We start from the raw sequence: 17,119 nt of genomic DNA, 5'->3' as shown, positions 1-17,119 counted from the left end.
TAGTTTCTCAATACCTTACAGCAAAAAAGCTGTTTTGGAGATGCTCCAAAACAGCTGAATTTCATGTTAAAAATAACGTTTCTTCCAAAAAACAAATGCCATTACGCAAGATAATATTGCAGATATAATCATAGCCATTAAAAAGCCATGAGGATTTCCACTTAAAGGAACCGGAACATTCATTCCAAAAAAACTGGAAACCATTGTTGGCACTGATAATATGATTGTCATAGAAGTTAAAAACTTCATAACACTGTTTAAATTATTGGAAATGACAGAACTAAATGTATTCATCATACCACTTAAAATATGGCTATATATTTCGGCCATCTCAATTGCCTGCTTATTTTCAATTAATACATCTTCAAGTAAATCTTGATCATCTTCATACATTTTCAAAAATGTATTATTTCGCATCAATTTTTGAATCACAATCTTATTTGCCTTTAAAGATGTCGTAAAGTACACTAAGCTTTTTTCAAGTCCTAATAAAGTAAAAATCTCTTTATTTTTCATCGATTTATTGAGCTCATGCTCTAAATCCGTTGTTTTTCGATTAATCTGTTTTAAATAACGTAAATAATAAGTAGAAATCGTATATAAGAGCTGCAGTGCAAAACGCGTCTTTTTAAAAGTATAAAATTCTTTAATACGCTGATTAATAAAACGTTCAAAAATCGGATTTTCTTCCAAACAAATTGTAACAAAACATTCCGGCATGACAATCATACCAATCGGAATCGTATCATACATTGAATTTCCTTCTTCGTCATGTCTAACTGTTGGAATATCGACGATAATTAAAGCATTATCATCTTCTTTTTCAATACGTGAACGTTCTTCATCATCCAAAGGGTCTTTAATGAAGTCCAATTCTACGTTTAATGTTTGAACTAAAAATTGAATTTCTTCCTCTGTTGGATGAAGCACATTAATCCAACAGCCTTTTTGAATTTCCTCGATTTCTTGTAGTTTTCCGTTTCGGTCTGTTAAATAAATATTTAACATACTATCACCCCGATTCTTTTTACCTGTAGGAACCAACCTCACTTTGAAATAACAGTCTATTTTAAACCGCCATTTTCAGCATATGAAACAAACGAGAAGATTTCAATAGAAAATTCTTTTGAAAACGCTTTTCTTCATAAATTATTAAAATAGAAAAAGACAGAGCGCTCTCTGTCTTTTATAGATATTATGTTGCCTTTATAACATATTTGGAAAGTATCCACAAGTTAAATAAAACAGAAAAAGTATAACCAGCATACGTCGCAATAATAAAGCTAATATAGTCAAATTGCTGAAGCAATACAACATTTAACACAATTTTTATACCTACTCCTATAAGCAAACCAAACACCGTTTTTCGCTGTTGATTAATTCCTTGTAGCATGGCTGCTGTTACAGAAAAAAGTGAAAATAGTATACAGGCCGGGGCGTAATAGCGTAAAATCACACTTCCTATTGCGGGATCATTCCCCATTCCAAATAGTAATGTATATACTGGCTCAGCTAAAAACATCATTCCTAACGATGCTGGAATCGTAATGAATACCACAAGCAAATTTGTCCTTGTAAAATGTTTATATAATAACTGTTCATTTTTTGCTACATACGCCTTTGTCATTTCAGGGACGAGCGACATGCTAAAAGCTGTAGCAACAGAAACTGGAATTAACACAACCATTTGTACAAGCCCAATAATAGCATTCATTTTTTCTGCTTCCTGTTGTAAGTATCCCATCTGCATTAATAACTTATTAATTGTAAATGTATCAATTGTTTGGTACAAAGGAATTGCAAGACCTACAACAACAAATGGAATGGAGTATGTAAATAATTCTTTATAGAGTGTAAAAAATGATTTTGTTGTTTGCGGAACACTTACGCTTTCTTTTTTCTTTAAATACCGTCTTCTCTTTATGTAATATGCAATTAAGATTCCAAGCCCTGCTACTGCTCCTACAAAAGCACCAAGCGTAGCAACTCCAACTGCTAATGAAGTTGATCCTTTATATATATGAAGCACCGTAAAACTCCCGATTAAAATCGTTAACACTCGAAAAAATTGCTCCACAACAACACTTGAAGCAGATGGTCCCATCGATTGAAACCCTTGAAAAAAGCCGCGTAATAAGCTCATCGAAGGTACAATTAACAAAGCAAAGCTTACAATTTGAATATTATATGTAACGGTTGTCACACTATTGCCCGTTTGATCTCCGCTATCAACAACAATCTTTGCCAGCTGAGGAGCTAAACAATATAACAATAAAAACGATATAACTCCCATAAAAGCCATAAAAATAAGCCCGCTTTTTAATACTCGTTTCACCGTGTAATAATCGTCTAATTCATTATATTTAGACACCATTTTTGACACAGCTAAAGGAAGTCCCATTGTGGCGATACTAAGCATGATTGTATAAGGACGATAAGCATATGTATACAATACATATCCACCTGTTCCAACCATCGCTGTAAAAGGAATAACGTATATAAACCCAAGCATTTTCGAAATCATCGTTGCCATTGTTAAAAAGAATGTTCCGCGTAAAAACGGTGATCCTTTCATGAAATTCCTCCGCTATACTGTTTTACTACACCATATGGACAACTTTCTACTTTTAGAACTTATACGAAGTGAAACTTTGATGAAAACTCCCGCCACTTATCTCCTTCGGATCTTGAAGTGGGGGTTTCTCGTGTATCACCTTCAAGAGATGCTTAACACGAGTGGAGTTGACACAGCTGCCNNTTATAGGAACCATTCACATCGGCGTTCAGTAGTTTATTCTGTTTTGTACGGTACAAGCCACGTTTGATGCGTTTTCCACTGAATACAGGAATGTCCTCTTCACCATAAGTGGGGATTTCATCATTGTCTAGAAAGGAAGCCTTGCTTGTATACGATTCTTCCACTACTTGTACAGCAATACCTTGTCGATTCGCCTTATAGGTGATCATTTCAATGAGTTGATTGTGTGGGATATGACAGAAGGATTGATTCTGTTGTTTCCCCATATCACTCTTTTGTTTCCATAATGTATTTTTTCCGATTACAATCATAGAGATCTCATGTTGAACTGCGAAATGAATAATACGATAACTGATTTTGTGAAAGAAATCTTTTATTTTGAGAAATCGTTTCTCATGAAGTCTCTCTAAACGGTTTGATGTGTGTGGTCCTTCTTTGGGTTCTTTTCCATGACGAAGAATTCCCAGTAAATGAGCCTTTTGTTTGTTGTAGTATTGATTGATACTTTTGATCACATTGCCCTTTACCAACACAGGTTTGGTCCCTATATTCGTTATGATAGTTGCAATGTTATTGATTCCTAAATCAATACTCATATAGCGATTATTGTCGACATGCTCAGCTGCTGGCTCAGATTGTTCTGTCACAATTTCCACCCTAAACTTCCCGTAAGCAGGGGAAATGCGTACTTCTTTGAGATTTTCGATATACCCAAACAATTTACCAATATTTAATTTTATGCTTGTTTTAGGAAAACGAATATATTTCTCTTAGAGTTTACACACTTGATTCGTGAATACAATTTCTTTCATAGATGATTTAATATACTTTGGAATGCGAGGTCTGCCAGTAAAAGTAGAAGGATGTTTCTGATATGCTTTCATAGAAGCGAAGAATGATTTCCAGTTTTGATAGAGCTTTTTCATGACCGCTTGATTCGTTTGCGCTGGCAAGTTCATATAATCTTGTTGTTTCATTGTTTTAAACAAGCAATCTAAGAAATGATACGAAAGGAACGATTTCTCTTTTGTCGGTAATGTGAACAGATTACACTTCATTTCTTTCTGTTCTTTAACAGGTTTTTCTTTCTGTTTTTGTACACGTTTTTGATACGCATTAAGTTGATTTTCATTCATGGTTTCAATATGTGTTTGTAATGTATGAAGAACTTCTTGTTGAAGTGGCTGTAATGGTTGATCAGTACGTAAGGCCGTATATACTTGGCGAATATAGAAGTTTGTTGTATTGTAGAGGTTTTTGGCGTTTTGACACATTTCTAGGAAGTAAGAGTATAACTTATGACCTTTCTTGATCCAAATTTGATAGGTTGCATATTCTCTTTCTTTCGTCATCATTTTCACCTCCTTCTTTCCTTTATGATACTATAAAACATCAAAAAAGAACATATATTCGCATTGGTATGAAAATATTTTTACAAATGCGACGGCAATTCATCTCCACCTTAAACTGGACTATACCCTACACGTTTTGAAGATGGAGTTTTCTTGCCAATTTTTCGATAAAAAACATGCAACCAATCAGACTTTTATTGTTTAAATAAAGAAAAAGCCAATGAAAATTCATTGACTTTAACGACCTGTTTTTCTTTTTTTCAACATTTTCAAGCCTATGTATATAACAATAAAAAGAATGCCTGCTATTGCGAAATAATGCGTATAGTCAGCAGCATATTCTTTAATATGACGCCAATTTCCACCAAGTTTTTCACCAAAATAAATAAACAACATAGACCATGGAAGAACTGCTAAAACCGTATATAATGTAAATCGTTTTAATGACATTTTAGCTAACCCTGCTGGAATCGATATCGCATGACGTACAACCGGAATAAAACGTGCAGAGAAAATAACGCCTACACCATATCGATTAAACCAATCTTCTGCCACATCTAAATGTTTCTTATTAATCAATAAATATTTACCATATTTTTCAACAACTGGACGCCCACCATAATATCCAAGCCAATAAAGGAAAATTTGTGCTAAAGTTCCACCAATCGTTCCGGCAATGACTGCCCCAGCGAAATTAAGTTCTCCCTTTGCGACTAAAAAACCCGCATAAGATAGGACAATTTCACTTGGAATGATTTCAATCATGAGTCCTAGCGCAATCCCAGAATACCCTAGGCTTATAAAAAATTGTAGTATCTGCTCAATAAAATTCGCTATCATTCTTCATTATCTCCTTTTATAATTCACATACTTTCCTATTATTTCACAAAACTATATTTTTGCCAATACACCGTTACCAATTCATATAAAATTATACAGTAATAAAGAGAACATCCTTAAGCGTTTCTATCTCGAAAGGAGAAATAACTCGATGGAATATAAATGACTAGAAACTATCCCAAAAGACAGGAAAATAATGAACGATTTATTAACTGTATAGAAAAATTTTTCCAATACTAACCTTACTATTTTTTAATCAATTAATATTTCCTTATTAGGATTTTTCATATAAGCAAACATTTGCTGGATTTGCCATTCTGTGTTTCTTCCTATCGATAGTTCTGGCAATTCTTCTTCGCCAAAAAAGCGAACATCTTCTGTTTCAATACCAATTTGTCTTTCACCGCCTACTATTTCACAGCTAATAAATATTTTGTATACATCAATTGCAGAAGGTGATGGCTGATGTTTCTGTTTATCAAAGATAGATAGTAACCGAAAATTTTCTACTTTGTAACCTGTTTCTTCTAACACTTCTTTTTGCGCAACTTCCGTCGGTGTATAACCAACATCAGCCCACCCACCTGGAAGTGCCCATTTCCCATCACTTTTTTCTTTTACGAAAAGCATCTTTCCTTCTTGAAATACGACCGCTCGTATATCCACTTTAGGAGTTTGATAGCCCGTTTCATTTGCAAATAAATGCTCAACCACTTCCCAATCCATTTTTGTATAATGCGACATCATTTCAACTGATAATTTCCGAAGCTCTTGAAAACGTTCTATATCATATACATCTTTTGAATATGCTAATCCTGCTTGCGCAATTGCCTGTACTTGTTTTACCCATTCGATCCATTTTATTTCCATTATTTCACCTTCCTCAATTTAAGTTACATTTATTGTATAATAAAAAAAGAGATTAATCTTTCAATCTCTTTTTTGTTCACCTTCATAATTCATCTAAATGTTCTATTATAAATCCACGACGTTTTTCAACATATTGAAAAATCAAATTTGGTTCATTATCAAATACATCTATTTTCTCTTTCATGTACGGATCTTGCAAAACATATGGCCGAATTTCTCCATGCATTCCTTCTACTTTCGATTTTATATAATCTACTGTAAATTGGTTTGAGAGAATATCCTCCAAAATTTTTCGATACTGCTTCCTAAATACATCAACATCAAGTAATCTAGCACTTAATGTATTAAATCCTTGAATGCGAGAGTAATCATGACTCATCTCTCGACCTCGCACATCTCGCCCCCACGTTGCATCATAATCCCATGGAATCATTTCAAACAACTTTGTTTCTTCATTACGATAGAGTGCATAATTGTGAACAAATCCATCGTAGTTTTGTGTGAATACAACACCCGCTAACCATCGTAAATATTTGTCAACATCTACATATTTTACAATCTCTTTCTCATACGCCGCTCGTGAAATTGTATTTAACTGATAGACAAATTCATTTATATATTCTTCGCTATGTGTATCTCTACATTTGAACTCATACCCGGCTGATAATTTCGTTTTTATACAATTATCTAGTTCACTCATTAAAGAGAAATTGGCATCATCATCGACTGCATAATAAATTGAGCCGCTTGGCAAATTACGACTGCGTAAAAAGTTTTCATCTACAGATTCTAACAGTAAATAAACGCCCTCAAATCGATTATTAATCTTTACAAGAACATGTTGCGACTTTGGAGATAACGTACCAATGTCAGAAAAAAAGTCCAGTGATAACTTATTTCTGATTAAAGACGAATCATTAAATTCGGAATTCAAATGCATTTCATGTACACCTTGGAAAAATTTCGGCTTGTAAAACATCACATGATATGATTTTTTCTCAAATTTCCGAATGTGAGAACCGCGATATACGATATCAATATCATACTTTCTTTTTTTATACGTTAACTTAGCTGAAACAGGATCATCAGACCAAACGTCTTTTCTCAGCTCTACAATATTCATTGGGTGAATATAAAATTCATAAGAAGGTAACATATTCTCCCTTCCCTTCTCTTTCATCTACAATCAATGTATGCTTTTCCCTTTCCTCTTGCCACATCTGCTATATGCTTTTTATTACATTTTAATGCTTTTTCAGACAAATAAAGAAATCCCTTCATATTGTATACGAACAAGAATTAATTTTTCGGTCTATAAAGATACAAAGAGGGAATTATGAACTGTGATATTCAAAAAGCTATAGAGAAAATAAGACTTATTGGAATAGAATAGCTTTCATATCTGGATCCTTGTTCCCACAATCATAAATCTGACAATGTTCCTCCTGCACAAAGGCTAAAAAATACATTTACGTTACGAAATGTGTCTGCTATTCAAAAAACACTACCGAACAAACCATTCCTGTAAATCAAAAAATTTAACTATTAATATTAGTTTTCACTAAACAGAGCAGGCTACCTACCGCAGTCCCCCCCTTTAGGATAAAACACTATTTTCCAAAAAAAAATAAACACAATCCATCTGCTTAACATACTTTATTAATAGAAAACACATTATACAAAAACAGATGGAAATCTTGTTTCTTTCTAAGGGGGATTTTGATAGATGTATACAAAAGATGATATCCAAAAAGCAGTAGAAGAAGTGAAGAGTGCTGGAATGGAAGATTTCTTGAACCAAGAGCCTGAGTCCTACTCTAAACGTTCTCGTTCCAAACGTTCTCGCTCTTGCTGTTCTCGTTCCAAACGTTCTCGCTCTTGCTGTTCTCGTTCTGAACGTTCTCGCTCTTGCCGTTCCCGTTCTAAACGCTCTCGCTCCTGTCGTTCTCGTTCTCGCTCTTGTCGTTCTCGTTCTCGTTCCCGTTCTCGTTCCCGTTCTCGCTCTCGTTCTCGTTCTCGCTCTCGTTCTCGTTCTCGCTCTCGTTCTAAACGTTCTCGTTCTCGTTCTCGCTCTCGTTCCCGTTCTCGCTCTTGCCGTTCTCGTTCTCGCTCTTGCCGTTCTCGTTCTCGCTCTTGCCGTTCTCGTTCTCGTTCTCGTTCCCGTTCTCGCTCTTGTCGTTCCCGTTCTCGCTCTTGTCGTTCCCGTTCTCGTTCCCGTTCTCGCTCTTGCCGTTCCCGTTCTCGTTCCCGTTCTCGTTCTCGTTCCCGTTCTCGTTCTCGCTCCCGTTCTCGTTCCCGTTCTCGTTCTCGCTCCCGTTCTCGTTCCCGCTCTAAACGTTCTCGCTCTTGTCGTTCCCGTTCTCGCTCTTGCCGTTCCCGTTCTCGCTCTTGTCGTTCCCGTTCTCGCTCTTGCCGTTCCCGTTCCCGTTCTCGCTCTTGTCGTTCCCGTTCTCGCTCTTGCCGCTCTCGCAGCTAATATCATTTATGCTCAAAACATGTACGACTTCATTCACTACTCTAACAAATTCAAAGTGGCCTTCACTTTTTTTAAAACACAAATAGACCGCTTTAAGCGGTCTATTTATCTATTAACCTTATAAAGTGAAACTTCCATCAGTGGGGGTCTTACTGCCCATTAATGCGGGATAAAACTATAGTCTCTTCAAAATGTGCAATATCAGCAAATAAGTGAATTGTACCTTGTCCTTCTTCAGCTTCAATCAAACTTAAACTTGCACTATGTATAAAAGGACCATTCCATGTTTTTTCAATAGGACGTCGCTCAAAATGTCCCATCATAAGTAATGCTGTAACAGCATGAGAAACAATTAAAACACTTTCTCCCTTATCAACCTGGTCTAGCATCCCATGGTTCTAATGTTCCTACAATCCATTTCTTTTGTTTATTTTGAATTCCTGCTATAACCCCACTTGCAATTTCATCGTGTGTTAGCCACCTCGAGCATTTTTCTTCTACCACAAAACCTAATATAATTCGATAATAACTACATAAAGAAGAACACCTTACTTTTTTATTCGATTTATAAGCACTACTTCCATGTATATGAAATAACTCCCATTCTTTCGAAACTGCTTCAACCTCCTCACTAATTATTTGCAATGCCTCTACAGCTGTGGAATGAATCCAAGCGACAACAAGGATAATTGGCCCATTGTTTTTAATTGAATTTTTAATTTTAGCACGCAATTCATCACTGTCATGATAATCAACAGCCAAACACGTAACTCTTTCAGGAGCCTTACATACATTTTTTATTTCCTCTAAACGTTTTACATTTCGCCCTATTACAGAAGTATGAAAGCCTTGTTCAGCAAACCACTTTGATACTTCCCCTAACATTCCAGTTCCCCCAACAACAAGTACATGCATACTCTCTCTCCTCCCCCAATATTCAGTAAAATAACATATGTGGTTTTGCTTCTTTGTAATATCGTAATCTCTCTTGAAATGTCCCTGTATGAAATTCAAATTTATGACCATCTGGATCTGTAAAATAAATAGAATGACAATCTCGCACATCACGCTTTCGTCCTTGTAAAATATGTACCTTATTAGATTCAAGACGATGTAACAAGGCTGTAAAATCTTCTTTTTCTATCGAAAACGCAATATGTGTATACGACTGACAAATTTCGTTTCTTGGAATATCCTTTTCTTCATTTAACGCAAACCACATTCCGCATACGTCAAAATAGGCAAGTTTTCTCCCTTTTACAAGCAGCTTTCCTTCTAACACTTGTTCATAGAACTGTATTGATTTTTCTAAGTTCGAAACAGAGAAGCAAAGATGGTTCATCCCTTTTATCACTGTCGTTATCTCCTCTCAATAAAAAAAGATGCGCAATATTGGCGCATCTTTATCGTACTATTTTTTTGTAATATACGTCCATTTATAGCTAAAATCTCCGCCAAATGTATGCTTAGCAGTTCCTTTTACCTTAGATTTTTCAAGGAAAGCAATGCTTTGCTGGTAAACTGGAGAAATTGCTGCATCTTCAAACAGAATTTTCTCCGCTTCAGAAAGTGCCTTCCATCTCGCTTTCTCATCTGTTAACAACTCACCTTTTGATTTTGCAACTAGTTCATCATATTTCGAATTAGAATATGCCATTTCATTGAACGCACTATCTGAAGTAAACATGTCAATAAATGTCATTGGATCTGGATAATCCGGGCTCCATGCTGATAAAGAGAAATCATATTGTAACTTCTTCTCTAAATCTAACTTTTGTTTAAACGGCTGCTGTTTAATATTAACTTTTAAACCAGGTAAGTTTTTCTCCAGCTCTGATTTAATGTATTCTCCTACTTTTTTCAAATTATCTTTATCGTAGTTTAACATTTCAACTGTAATTGTATCTTGACCTAACTCTTTTTTCGCTTCTTCCCATAGTTTTTTCGCTTTCGCTGCATTATCTTTACCATCACGGAAGTTTTTATTTGTTTCGCGGAAGTCTTTTCCATCTGGTCCTGTTGTGAATTTTTGTGGTACTAAGTAATATGCAGGTAACGAGCCATCGTTTAAGATAACATTTGCAATTCCCTTTTTATCATATGCTAAGTCAATAGCCTCACGCACTTTTTTATTCGAAAAAATCGGATTCTTCTCATTAAAACGAATAAAGTACATACGTGGGTCTAATTCTGATTTAAACTCTTTGCTGTTTCTATACTTATCAACAAATTCCGAACTTAAAATTACTCGATCCACTTCGTTGCTATCATATAAATTTACAGCTGTTGATGTTTCCTTTACAACACTTACATTAATTTCCTCTAGTTTCACAGTATCTTTATCCCAATAGTTTGGATTTTTCTTTAATTTATAACTTTGTTCATGCTTCCATTCACTCATCACAAATGGTCCATTATACAATAATTTATCTGCTTCTAATGCGTATTTGTCCCCTTGTTCTTTCACATATTTTTCATTTAACGGGAAAAATGTTGGGAATGTCGTAAGCTCTAAGAAATATGGTGTAGGTTTCTCCAATTCAACAACTAATGTCTTATCATCTTTTGCTGTGACACCAAGCTGTTCAAGCGGTAATTCTCCTTTATTAATTTTCTCGGCATTTTTCACATCAAACAAAATAAAAGCGTATTCTGATGCAGTTGCTTTATCAACAGCACGACGCCATGCAAACACAAAATCTTGTGCTTTTACAGGCTCTCCGTTTGACCATTTTGCATCGCGCAAATGAAATGTATACGTTTTCTTATCTTCGCTAATTTTTACATCTTTAGCCATACCAGGCGTTGGCTTATTGTCTTTATCTAACCGATATAACCCTTCCATTGCATTAACAAATACACGAAACGATACAGTATCAGTTGATTTCGATGTATCCATAGAAGGAATTTCTGCTGTTTCTAGTAAATTTAGCACTTGTTTATCAGCAAGCGCTTCATTACCGCTCTTTTCTGTTGTTGATGTTTTTTCTCCATTTCCACACCCAGCAACTAACACACTCGTAGAGAGTGCAATTGCTGTAATAAGTGACACTTTCTTCTTCATAGACCCTTTCCCCTCTTTCTGTATATAACGATTAAAAATAAGACCAAGTACTCTTGAATAGTATTATACATAATCTTCTGATAATTTAAAATACTATCTATAAAAAAAAGAAAAAGTGACACATGTCACTTTTATCTCATAATTAACAGGAAGGACACTCCTATTAATGCCCGCTTTACTTTGTAAAATACCTTTATCATTAGCTTATCGGCCAATTTACACAAATAATTGCATTTTAAAGATTTGTTCTATTATCTTAAAAACCCTTCGTGCTTTAGTAACCATTCTTTCCGCCAAAGTCCACCTTCATAACCTACTAATTTCCCGTTCTTCCCAATAATTCGGTGACAAGGCACAATAATAGAAATCGGATTTCTACTGTTCGCTCCGCCAATAGCACGTACAGCTTTTGGGTTTCCAATTTTCTCTGCGATATCAAGATAAGAAGCACTTTTTCCATACGAAACACTGCAAAGCGCATTCCATACTTGTTTTTGAAACGAAGTTCCCGTTGCTTGTAACGGTACAGTAAATACTGTTCGTTTATTATGAAAATATTCATCTAGCTCCATTACACATTGCTCAACAATTGGATGAAGGACATCTTCTTGTTTTTGTTCTACAAATAATACTGAAGAAATGCCGTTTTCATCCCCTTTTACTTCAATCCATCCAATTTCACTTTCATAATATGCTTGATACATAAAACACCTCCTAGTTCCTCATATATTTGCTATTGTATCATGATGTAAACCTTTCATTCTAAAACATTAAAATTATAATGATTTACTAAACGCAGACTAATCATGACATAATATAGCTTTAAGCATTTCGTTATGGAAAAAAAGAACAAGATGCTACAATACCATCAAGACGATTCATTTAACCACTCTGGCTTTATAAAGTAAAACTTCCAGCAGTAAGGCCCCCACCTCAAGCCTCAAAGAGAAGCGAGGAAGATAGATGGGGGATCTCTTACTGCCCGCGAATAGCAGGATAAGCAAATTACGATTAAATAATTCCCATTTAGACGAAATAAAGGAGGATCATTATTGTGAACAGCCAATTATTTTCACCGTATACAATAAAAGATGTTACACTAAAGAACCGAATTGTTATGTCACCTATGTGTATGTACTCCTCTGAAAACGAAGACGGAAAAGTAACAAATTTCCATCTTATTCACTACACATCGCGTGCAGCTGGTCAAGTAGGGCTTGTTATGCTAGAAGCTACAGCAGTAACACCAGAAGGGCGCATCTCCCACAAAGATTTAGGAATTTGGAATGATGAACACATAGATGGTCTACGTCAAGTTGTCGATATGATTCATGAATATGGAGCAAAAGCAGCTATTCAAATTGCACATGCAGGTAGAAAAGCGGTTCTCAATACAGATCCTATTGCTCCATCAGCTATTCCTTTTGATTCTTCAATGAAAATTCCTGTACAAATGAGTAAAGAACAAATACAAGAAACTATCACAGCCTTTCGAAATGGAGCAGAACGTGCAAAAGAAGCTGGATTTGATATCATTGAATTACACGGAGCACACGGTTATTTAATTAATGAATTCTTATCTCCGTTAACAAACCATCGTACAGATGAATATGGTGGATCCTGTGAAAATCGCTATCGTTTTTTACGAGAAATTATTGATGAAGTGAAAAAAATATGGAATGGTCCATTATTCATTCGTATTTCCGCTCATGATTATCATCCAGAAGGTTTAACTATAAAAGACTATGTAACATTTGCGAAGTGGATGAAAGAGCAAGGCGTTGACCTTATTGATTGTAGTTCTGGAGCTGTTGTACCAGCACATATTGATGTATATCCTGGTTATCAAGTATCCTATGCAAAACATATAAAAGAACATGTCTCTATCGCTACAGGTGCTGTTGGACTTATTACAAGTGGCATGCAAGCAGAAGAAATTTTACAACAAGATTCTGCTGACTTAATCTTTATCGGCCGAGAACTATTGCGAAACCCATATTTCCCAAGAACAGCAGCGAATGAACTTGGTTTTGAATTAGCTGAGCCGTTTCAGTATAGCCGGGCTCCAGGAAAAATAAAGTGAAACTTCCCTCAGCGGGGTTTTCTTTATCCTCCGCTGAGGGTTAGTTGAACCAATCCCTCACTAACGGGCAGTAAGCCCCCACCTATTTCGTTTCTCTTAATCTTGAGGTGGGGGCTTACTGCCCAAATACTACAAAATAAAAGAGAGAGAAGACATCTTCTCTCTCTTTTATTTCATCTTAGCAATCTCCGAAGATTCATGTACATGGACCCCAGACTCTTCACGCAGCGCTGTTACATACATTCCTCTTGCCACTTGCTCTGCTGAAATCGGTCTATATTTTGTAAAAGGCCCTTTAAATAAAAACGGCATAATGCCTGAAATTTTTTCTCCCATTCTTTCCCCAAAACGAAACTCTTCTCGTTCTCCAAGTAAAAGGGATGGTCTGAAAATATGAATGCCTTCTATGACTAGCTTTTTAATATCTTCCTCCATCTGTCCTTTTACTTGTGAATAAAAGAATAGTGACTTTGGATTTGCACCCATCGAAGAAATAACAAGAAAATTTTGTACGCCTTGTTCTTCTGCTAAACGAGCAGCACGTATTGTATAATCATAATCAACTTTTTTAAAGTTTTCTTTCGTCTTTGCCTTTTTAATTGTCGTACCAAGGCAATTAAAAACATCGTCTACAGCAAAAAATTCTTTATATTGTTCTAAAATTGAAAAATCGACCTGCCTTTGCTGCAGTTTTTCATGTTCCCATTCCAGCGGCTTTCGTACGAAAATCGTAACTGAATCGTAATAGTCCGAATCAATCAGTAACTGTGTCACTTCTTGTCCAACTAAGCCACTAGCTCCAAGTACTAAGGCTGTTCTTGTTTTCATACGTTTCTATACCTCTTTATCTTCTAATATCTTTCTCTATCATAAGCACAGCGTAATACAATATGCAAGCGCTTTGTTTATTCTTTTTCTCTTTTTGGCATCTCAGTAATTGTACTTGGATCTCCTAAATTCCGAATAAGTGCTTTTAAAAAAAGAAGTACACATGATAACGGACACACAACAGCCAATATCAATAAAATCGCTTCGATTCCATATTCCATTCGCTCATCCCCTTTTCTGCACCCTCTATCACACTATATGAAAGAAATGGAAAGATATATGCAAAAACATAAAAAATAAACCATAGCATTGTGACAAATTTAGAACAAATTATAAATCGTAATCATTATTATTTATTGCAACATTTTCAAAGATGTATTATACTAAATCGGTAAATCAAAACGAAATTATTCCGTTTTATTAAAAAGAAAGATATTCTTTTTTTTTGGAGAAAATGAATGCTAGAAAGTAAAGAAATGAGGAGCATAAAATGAAGAAAAAATCACTCATATTTTCATTCATACTAATATTTACCCTTATATTTGCTGGATGTTCGAAACAAAATAACACAGCAAATAAAAAAGATGGCAAACTTTCCGTCTATACAACTATTTTCCCTTTAGCTGACTTTGCTAAAAAAATCGGTGGTGATTATGTAGACGTAACAGCCATTTATCCACCAGGTGCAGACTCTCATACATATGAGCCAACTCAAAAACAAACTGTACAAGTTGCCAAAGCAGATTTATTTGTATATAACGGAGCTGGATTAGAACCATTTGCTGAAAAAATGGAAAAAACATTAAAAAATGAAAATGTCAAAATTGTGAATGCATCAAATGGTATAGAACTGCGATCTTCAACTGAAGAAGAACATGAAGAAGGTCATAAAGAAGAGCATCATCATGATAAAGACCCTCATGTTTGGTTAGACCCAACACTTGCCATGAGGCAAGCTGAAACAATTAAAAATGCTCTTGTAGAACTACAACCAGAACATAAAGAAGAATTCGAGAAAAATTTTGCAGCATTGCAAAAAAAATTCACAGATTTAGATAGTCAATTTAAAGAAGTTGCTGATCATGCAAAGACAAAAGAAATTTTAGTTTCTCATGCTGCATACGGATATTGGGAACAACGCTATGGTTTCAAACAAATTCCAATTGCAGGTATTTCTGCTTCTGATGAACCGTCTCAAAAAGAACTGGCCTCTATCGCATCAACCGCAAAAGAGCATGGATTAAAATATATTTTATTTGAAACATTCTCTACACCAAAAGTAGCAGAAGTCATTCAAAAAGAAACAGGAACAAAAATCTTACGCTTAAATCATCTTGCAACAATTTCCGATGACGATGCGAAAAAAAATAAGGATTACTTTACATTGATGGAAGAAAACATTAACACTTTAAAAGAAGCAACAAACTAAATGTGTTTTCCCTTTCAGACAGCTGAAATTTTTTCAGCTGTCTTTTTCATGGGCTACAGCTTGACTTAAATGAAACAACAAGTAAAATTATCCACATTAGCTTTAAAGATATGATTCAGAAAGTGAGTTGGAACTATGAATCTTCACATTTGTGAAGTAACAGCACATAATTGGCGTTCAGTCGCTGCACTAAACGTGGCAAAGGAGCAGCAACAATTTATTGAAAGCAATGTGTTTTCTTTAGCCGAATCACTATACGAAAAAAATGGAACGTCAGTATCTTTATATGATGGCGAAACCCTTGTGGGATACGCAATGTATGGATGGTATTCCAAAAAAGATAGAAGTGTATGGTTAGACCGTTTTATGATTGATTATAACTTCCAAGGAAACGGATATGCGAAACAATTTCTCCGCTTATTAATTACGTATTTACAACAAAAATACCAATGCAAAAAAATTTATTTAAGTCTTCATCCTGATAACAACCTAGCAATGAAACTATATGAATCATTTGGCTTTCACTTAACTGGTGATATTGACGATGAAGGTCCTGTTGTTGGTGTTGTGATGGAGTTACTTATAGACAAAGTGAAACTTCCATAAATCAAGCTGACATCCACTTATCTTCTTTATTTTCTCAGAATCTTGTGTTTGAGATTTCTTACTGTCCACAAATAGCAAGATAAAAAATTTTTATCTACTTGACGAGGATATGTACATTATATGTTTGAGTATTTTAATGATTTTATTCGTTGTAAACTCGCATTTCCCCGACACTACACTCTATACAAATTTTAAAGAATATAAGAATACGATAAGAAATTCTCGTTACATTTATCCAAAAATTGGTATAATCAAGATAAAAAGGTGGAAGGGAAATGAAGAAAACTCTATATTTGTGCGCTACTATTATAGTATCTTTAAGTCTAATTGGATGCTCAAGTACATCTGATAAAACAAATTCTTTAAAATCTTCTACATCAAAAGAAGAACAGAAAGATAAAGAAAATTCCATTCAATTAAAAGAAAATGATATACAAGAAATTAAATTAACTAGAACAAATAATAATAAGCTTACTAAAACAGAAACATACAATGAAGATATGATAAAAGCTATTACTACAGCCATACAAAATGGAACACCTAAGAAAATAACTTTAGATCAAAAAACTAAAGATTCTATCCACTCTAATATGACAGTTACATTTAAAGATAGTTCTACAGAAACCTTTTTTGTTTGGATTGATGACAAAAGTCAAATTACAATAGCAGAAAGTACAGATCAAAACTACGTTCAAGGTTTAATGATAAACACTGAAAATTCTAAAATAGCGCCCAATTTCTTTAAAAAATAAAATTTAAATAACCAAAATCCATGTCAAAGCAGCTATTGTTACAAAGAAGCTCTTGTTGCAA

Annotated in this window: 17 protein-coding genes and 1 pseudogene; 5 read left to right on the top strand and 13 right to left on the bottom strand. The window is 34.8% G+C overall.

The window, feature by feature from the left end; genetic code table 11:
• Window positions 1–66: 66 nt before the first annotated feature.
• From CN326_RS18715 to CN326_RS18685, 6 genes and pseudogenes are all read right to left on the bottom strand, one after another.
• Complete coding sequence (locus CN326_RS18715; protein WP_098310478.1) at window positions 67–1,008, bottom strand: magnesium transporter CorA family protein; 942 nt, start codon at window positions 1,006–1,008, stop codon at window positions 67–69.
• Window positions 1,009–1,195: 187 nt separating this feature from the next.
• The gene (locus CN326_RS18710; RefSeq protein WP_098310477.1) at window positions 1,196–2,575 is read right to left on the bottom strand and encodes a putative polysaccharide biosynthesis protein; all 1,380 of its coding nucleotides are present in this window, start codon (window positions 2,573–2,575) and stop codon (window positions 1,196–1,198) included.
• Between the two features lie 188 nt (window positions 2,576–2,763).
• A pseudogene (locus tag CN326_RS25220) lies at window positions 2,764–4,110 on the bottom strand (RNA-guided endonuclease InsQ/TnpB family protein); the annotation flags it as partial.
• 237 nt (window positions 4,111–4,347) lie between these two features.
• Entirely contained in the window at window positions 4,348–4,950 is a 603-nt protein-coding gene (gene uptA, locus CN326_RS18695; RefSeq protein ID WP_098310474.1) for an undecaprenyl phosphate transporter UptA, read from the bottom strand.
• A gap of 252 nt (window positions 4,951–5,202) precedes the next feature.
• Window positions 5,203–5,820 (bottom strand): NUDIX hydrolase, encoded by a 618-nt coding sequence (locus tag CN326_RS18690; RefSeq protein WP_098310473.1) that lies wholly within the window; start codon window positions 5,818–5,820, stop codon window positions 5,203–5,205.
• Between the two features lie 82 nt (window positions 5,821–5,902).
• Window positions 5,903–6,976 (bottom strand): CotH kinase family protein, encoded by a 1,074-nt coding sequence (locus CN326_RS18685; RefSeq protein ID WP_098310493.1) that lies wholly within the window; start codon window positions 6,974–6,976, stop codon window positions 5,903–5,905.
• 570 nt (window positions 6,977–7,546) lie between these two features.
• Here CN326_RS18685 and CN326_RS25610 point away from each other — a divergent pair.
• Window positions 7,547–8,296: a CotG/ExsB N-terminal domain-containing protein gene (locus tag CN326_RS25610; protein ID WP_483295656.1), complete on the top strand. Its 750-nt coding sequence runs from the start codon at window positions 7,547–7,549 to the stop codon at window positions 8,294–8,296.
• Window positions 8,297–8,445: 149 nt separating this feature from the next.
• Here the strand turns inward: CN326_RS25610 and CN326_RS18670 are convergent, their stop codons facing one another.
• The 5 genes from CN326_RS18670 to CN326_RS18650 all read right to left on the bottom strand — a co-directional run bounded on the left by CN326_RS18670 (window position 8,446) and on the right by CN326_RS18650 (window position 12,064).
• Entirely contained in the window at window positions 8,446–8,685 is a 240-nt protein-coding gene (locus tag CN326_RS18670) for a histidine phosphatase family protein (RefSeq protein ID WP_141525080.1), read from the bottom strand.
• A complete protein-coding gene (locus CN326_RS18665; RefSeq protein ID WP_098310472.1) occupies window positions 8,669–9,211 on the bottom strand; it encodes a short-chain dehydrogenase in 543 nt (180 codons plus the stop codon). The genes CN326_RS18670 and CN326_RS18665 overlap by 17 nt, the downstream gene beginning before the upstream one ends.
• A 22-nt stretch (window positions 9,212–9,233) precedes the next feature.
• Window positions 9,234–9,650 (bottom strand): FosB/FosD family fosfomycin resistance bacillithiol transferase, encoded by a 417-nt coding sequence (gene fosB / locus CN326_RS18660; protein ID WP_098310471.1) that lies wholly within the window; start codon window positions 9,648–9,650, stop codon window positions 9,234–9,236.
• Window positions 9,651–9,707: 57 nt separating this feature from the next.
• A complete protein-coding gene (locus CN326_RS18655) occupies window positions 9,708–11,360 on the bottom strand; it encodes a peptide ABC transporter substrate-binding protein (RefSeq protein WP_098310470.1) in 1,653 nt (550 codons plus the stop codon).
• 251 nt (window positions 11,361–11,611) lie between these two features.
• Window positions 11,612–12,064 (bottom strand): methylated-DNA--[protein]-cysteine S-methyltransferase, encoded by a 453-nt coding sequence (locus CN326_RS18650; protein ID WP_098310469.1) that lies wholly within the window; start codon window positions 12,062–12,064, stop codon window positions 11,612–11,614.
• A 350-nt stretch (window positions 12,065–12,414) separates the two neighbouring features.
• On the opposite strand from CN326_RS18650, the gene namA reads away from it, so the two are divergent.
• Window positions 12,415–13,443, top strand: coding sequence for an NADPH dehydrogenase NamA (namA, locus tag CN326_RS18645; RefSeq protein WP_098310468.1), 1,029 nt, complete (start codon window positions 12,415–12,417; stop codon window positions 13,441–13,443).
• 168 nt (window positions 13,444–13,611) lie between these two features.
• Here the strand turns inward: namA and CN326_RS18640 are convergent, their stop codons facing one another.
• Window positions 13,612–14,271 (bottom strand): oxidoreductase, encoded by a 660-nt coding sequence (locus tag CN326_RS18640; RefSeq protein ID WP_098310467.1) that lies wholly within the window; start codon window positions 14,269–14,271, stop codon window positions 13,612–13,614.
• Window positions 14,272–14,348: 77 nt separating this feature from the next.
• Window positions 14,349–14,492 carry a hypothetical protein gene (locus tag CN326_RS24715; protein ID WP_098310466.1) on the bottom strand — a complete coding sequence of 48 codons (144 nt, stop codon included), beginning with the start codon at window positions 14,490–14,492 and terminating at the stop codon, window positions 14,349–14,351.
• 269 nt (window positions 14,493–14,761) lie between these two features.
• On the opposite strand from CN326_RS24715, the gene CN326_RS18630 reads away from it, so the two are divergent.
• The 3 genes from CN326_RS18630 (at window position 14,762) to CN326_RS18620 (ending at window position 17,058) form a co-directional block, all read left to right on the top strand.
• Window positions 14,762–15,700 carry a metal ABC transporter substrate-binding protein gene (locus tag CN326_RS18630; RefSeq protein ID WP_098310465.1) on the top strand — a complete coding sequence of 313 codons (939 nt, stop codon included), beginning with the start codon at window positions 14,762–14,764 and terminating at the stop codon, window positions 15,698–15,700.
• A 135-nt stretch (window positions 15,701–15,835) separates the two neighbouring features.
• Entirely contained in the window at window positions 15,836–16,306 is a 471-nt protein-coding gene (locus CN326_RS18625) for a GNAT family N-acetyltransferase (RefSeq protein ID WP_098310464.1), read from the top strand.
• A gap of 275 nt (window positions 16,307–16,581) precedes the next feature.
• Entirely contained in the window at window positions 16,582–17,058 is a 477-nt protein-coding gene (locus tag CN326_RS18620; RefSeq protein ID WP_098310463.1) for a hypothetical protein, read from the top strand.
• Window positions 17,059–17,119: the final 61 nt, after the last annotated feature.

It is taken from the genome of Bacillus sp. AFS018417 (assembly GCF_002560985.1).
Taxonomy (GTDB): Bacteria; Bacillota; Bacilli; order Bacillales; family Bacillaceae_G; genus Bacillus_A; species Bacillus_A rhizoplanae.
This window is presented reverse-complemented; position numbering and strand designations above follow the sequence as displayed.

Excerpts from the sequence above, each read along its gene's own strand:
- CN326_RS18715 (WP_098310478.1), bottom strand. The coding sequence starts at position 1,008 with ATGTTAAATATTTATTTAACAGACCGAAACGGAAAACTACAAGAAATC.
- CN326_RS18710 (WP_098310477.1), bottom strand. The coding sequence starts at position 2,575 with ATGAAAGGATCACCGTTTTTACGCGGAACATTCTTTTTAACAATGGCA.
- uptA (WP_098310474.1), bottom strand. The coding sequence starts at position 4,950 with ATGATAGCGAATTTTATTGAGCAGATACTACAATTTTTTATAAGCCTA.
- CN326_RS18690 (WP_098310473.1), bottom strand. The coding sequence starts at position 5,820 with ATGGAAATAAAATGGATCGAATGGGTAAAACAAGTACAGGCAATTGCG.
- CN326_RS18685 (WP_098310493.1), bottom strand. The coding sequence starts at position 6,976 with ATGTTACCTTCTTATGAATTTTATATTCACCCAATGAATATTGTAGAG.
- CN326_RS25610 (WP_483295656.1), top strand. The coding sequence starts at position 7,547 with ATGTATACAAAAGATGATATCCAAAAAGCAGTAGAAGAAGTGAAGAGT.
- CN326_RS18670 (WP_141525080.1), bottom strand. The coding sequence starts at position 8,685 with ATGCTAGACCAGGTTGATAAGGGAGAAAGTGTTTTAATTGTTTCTCAT.
- CN326_RS18665 (WP_098310472.1), bottom strand. The coding sequence starts at position 9,211 with ATGCATGTACTTGTTGTTGGGGGAACTGGAATGTTAGGGGAAGTATCA.
- CN326_RS18655 (WP_098310470.1), bottom strand. The coding sequence starts at position 11,360 with ATGAAGAAGAAAGTGTCACTTATTACAGCAATTGCACTCTCTACGAGT.
- CN326_RS18650 (WP_098310469.1), bottom strand. The coding sequence starts at position 12,064 with ATGTATCAAGCATATTATGAAAGTGAAATTGGATGGATTGAAGTAAAA.
- CN326_RS18640 (WP_098310467.1), bottom strand. The coding sequence starts at position 14,271 with ATGAAAACAAGAACAGCCTTAGTACTTGGAGCTAGTGGCTTAGTTGGA.
- CN326_RS24715 (WP_098310466.1), bottom strand. The coding sequence starts at position 14,492 with ATGGAATATGGAATCGAAGCGATTTTATTGATATTGGCTGTTGTGTGT.
- CN326_RS18630 (WP_098310465.1), top strand. The coding sequence starts at position 14,762 with ATGAAGAAAAAATCACTCATATTTTCATTCATACTAATATTTACCCTT.
- CN326_RS18625 (WP_098310464.1), top strand. The coding sequence starts at position 15,836 with ATGAATCTTCACATTTGTGAAGTAACAGCACATAATTGGCGTTCAGTC.
- CN326_RS18620 (WP_098310463.1), top strand. The coding sequence starts at position 16,582 with ATGAAGAAAACTCTATATTTGTGCGCTACTATTATAGTATCTTTAAGT.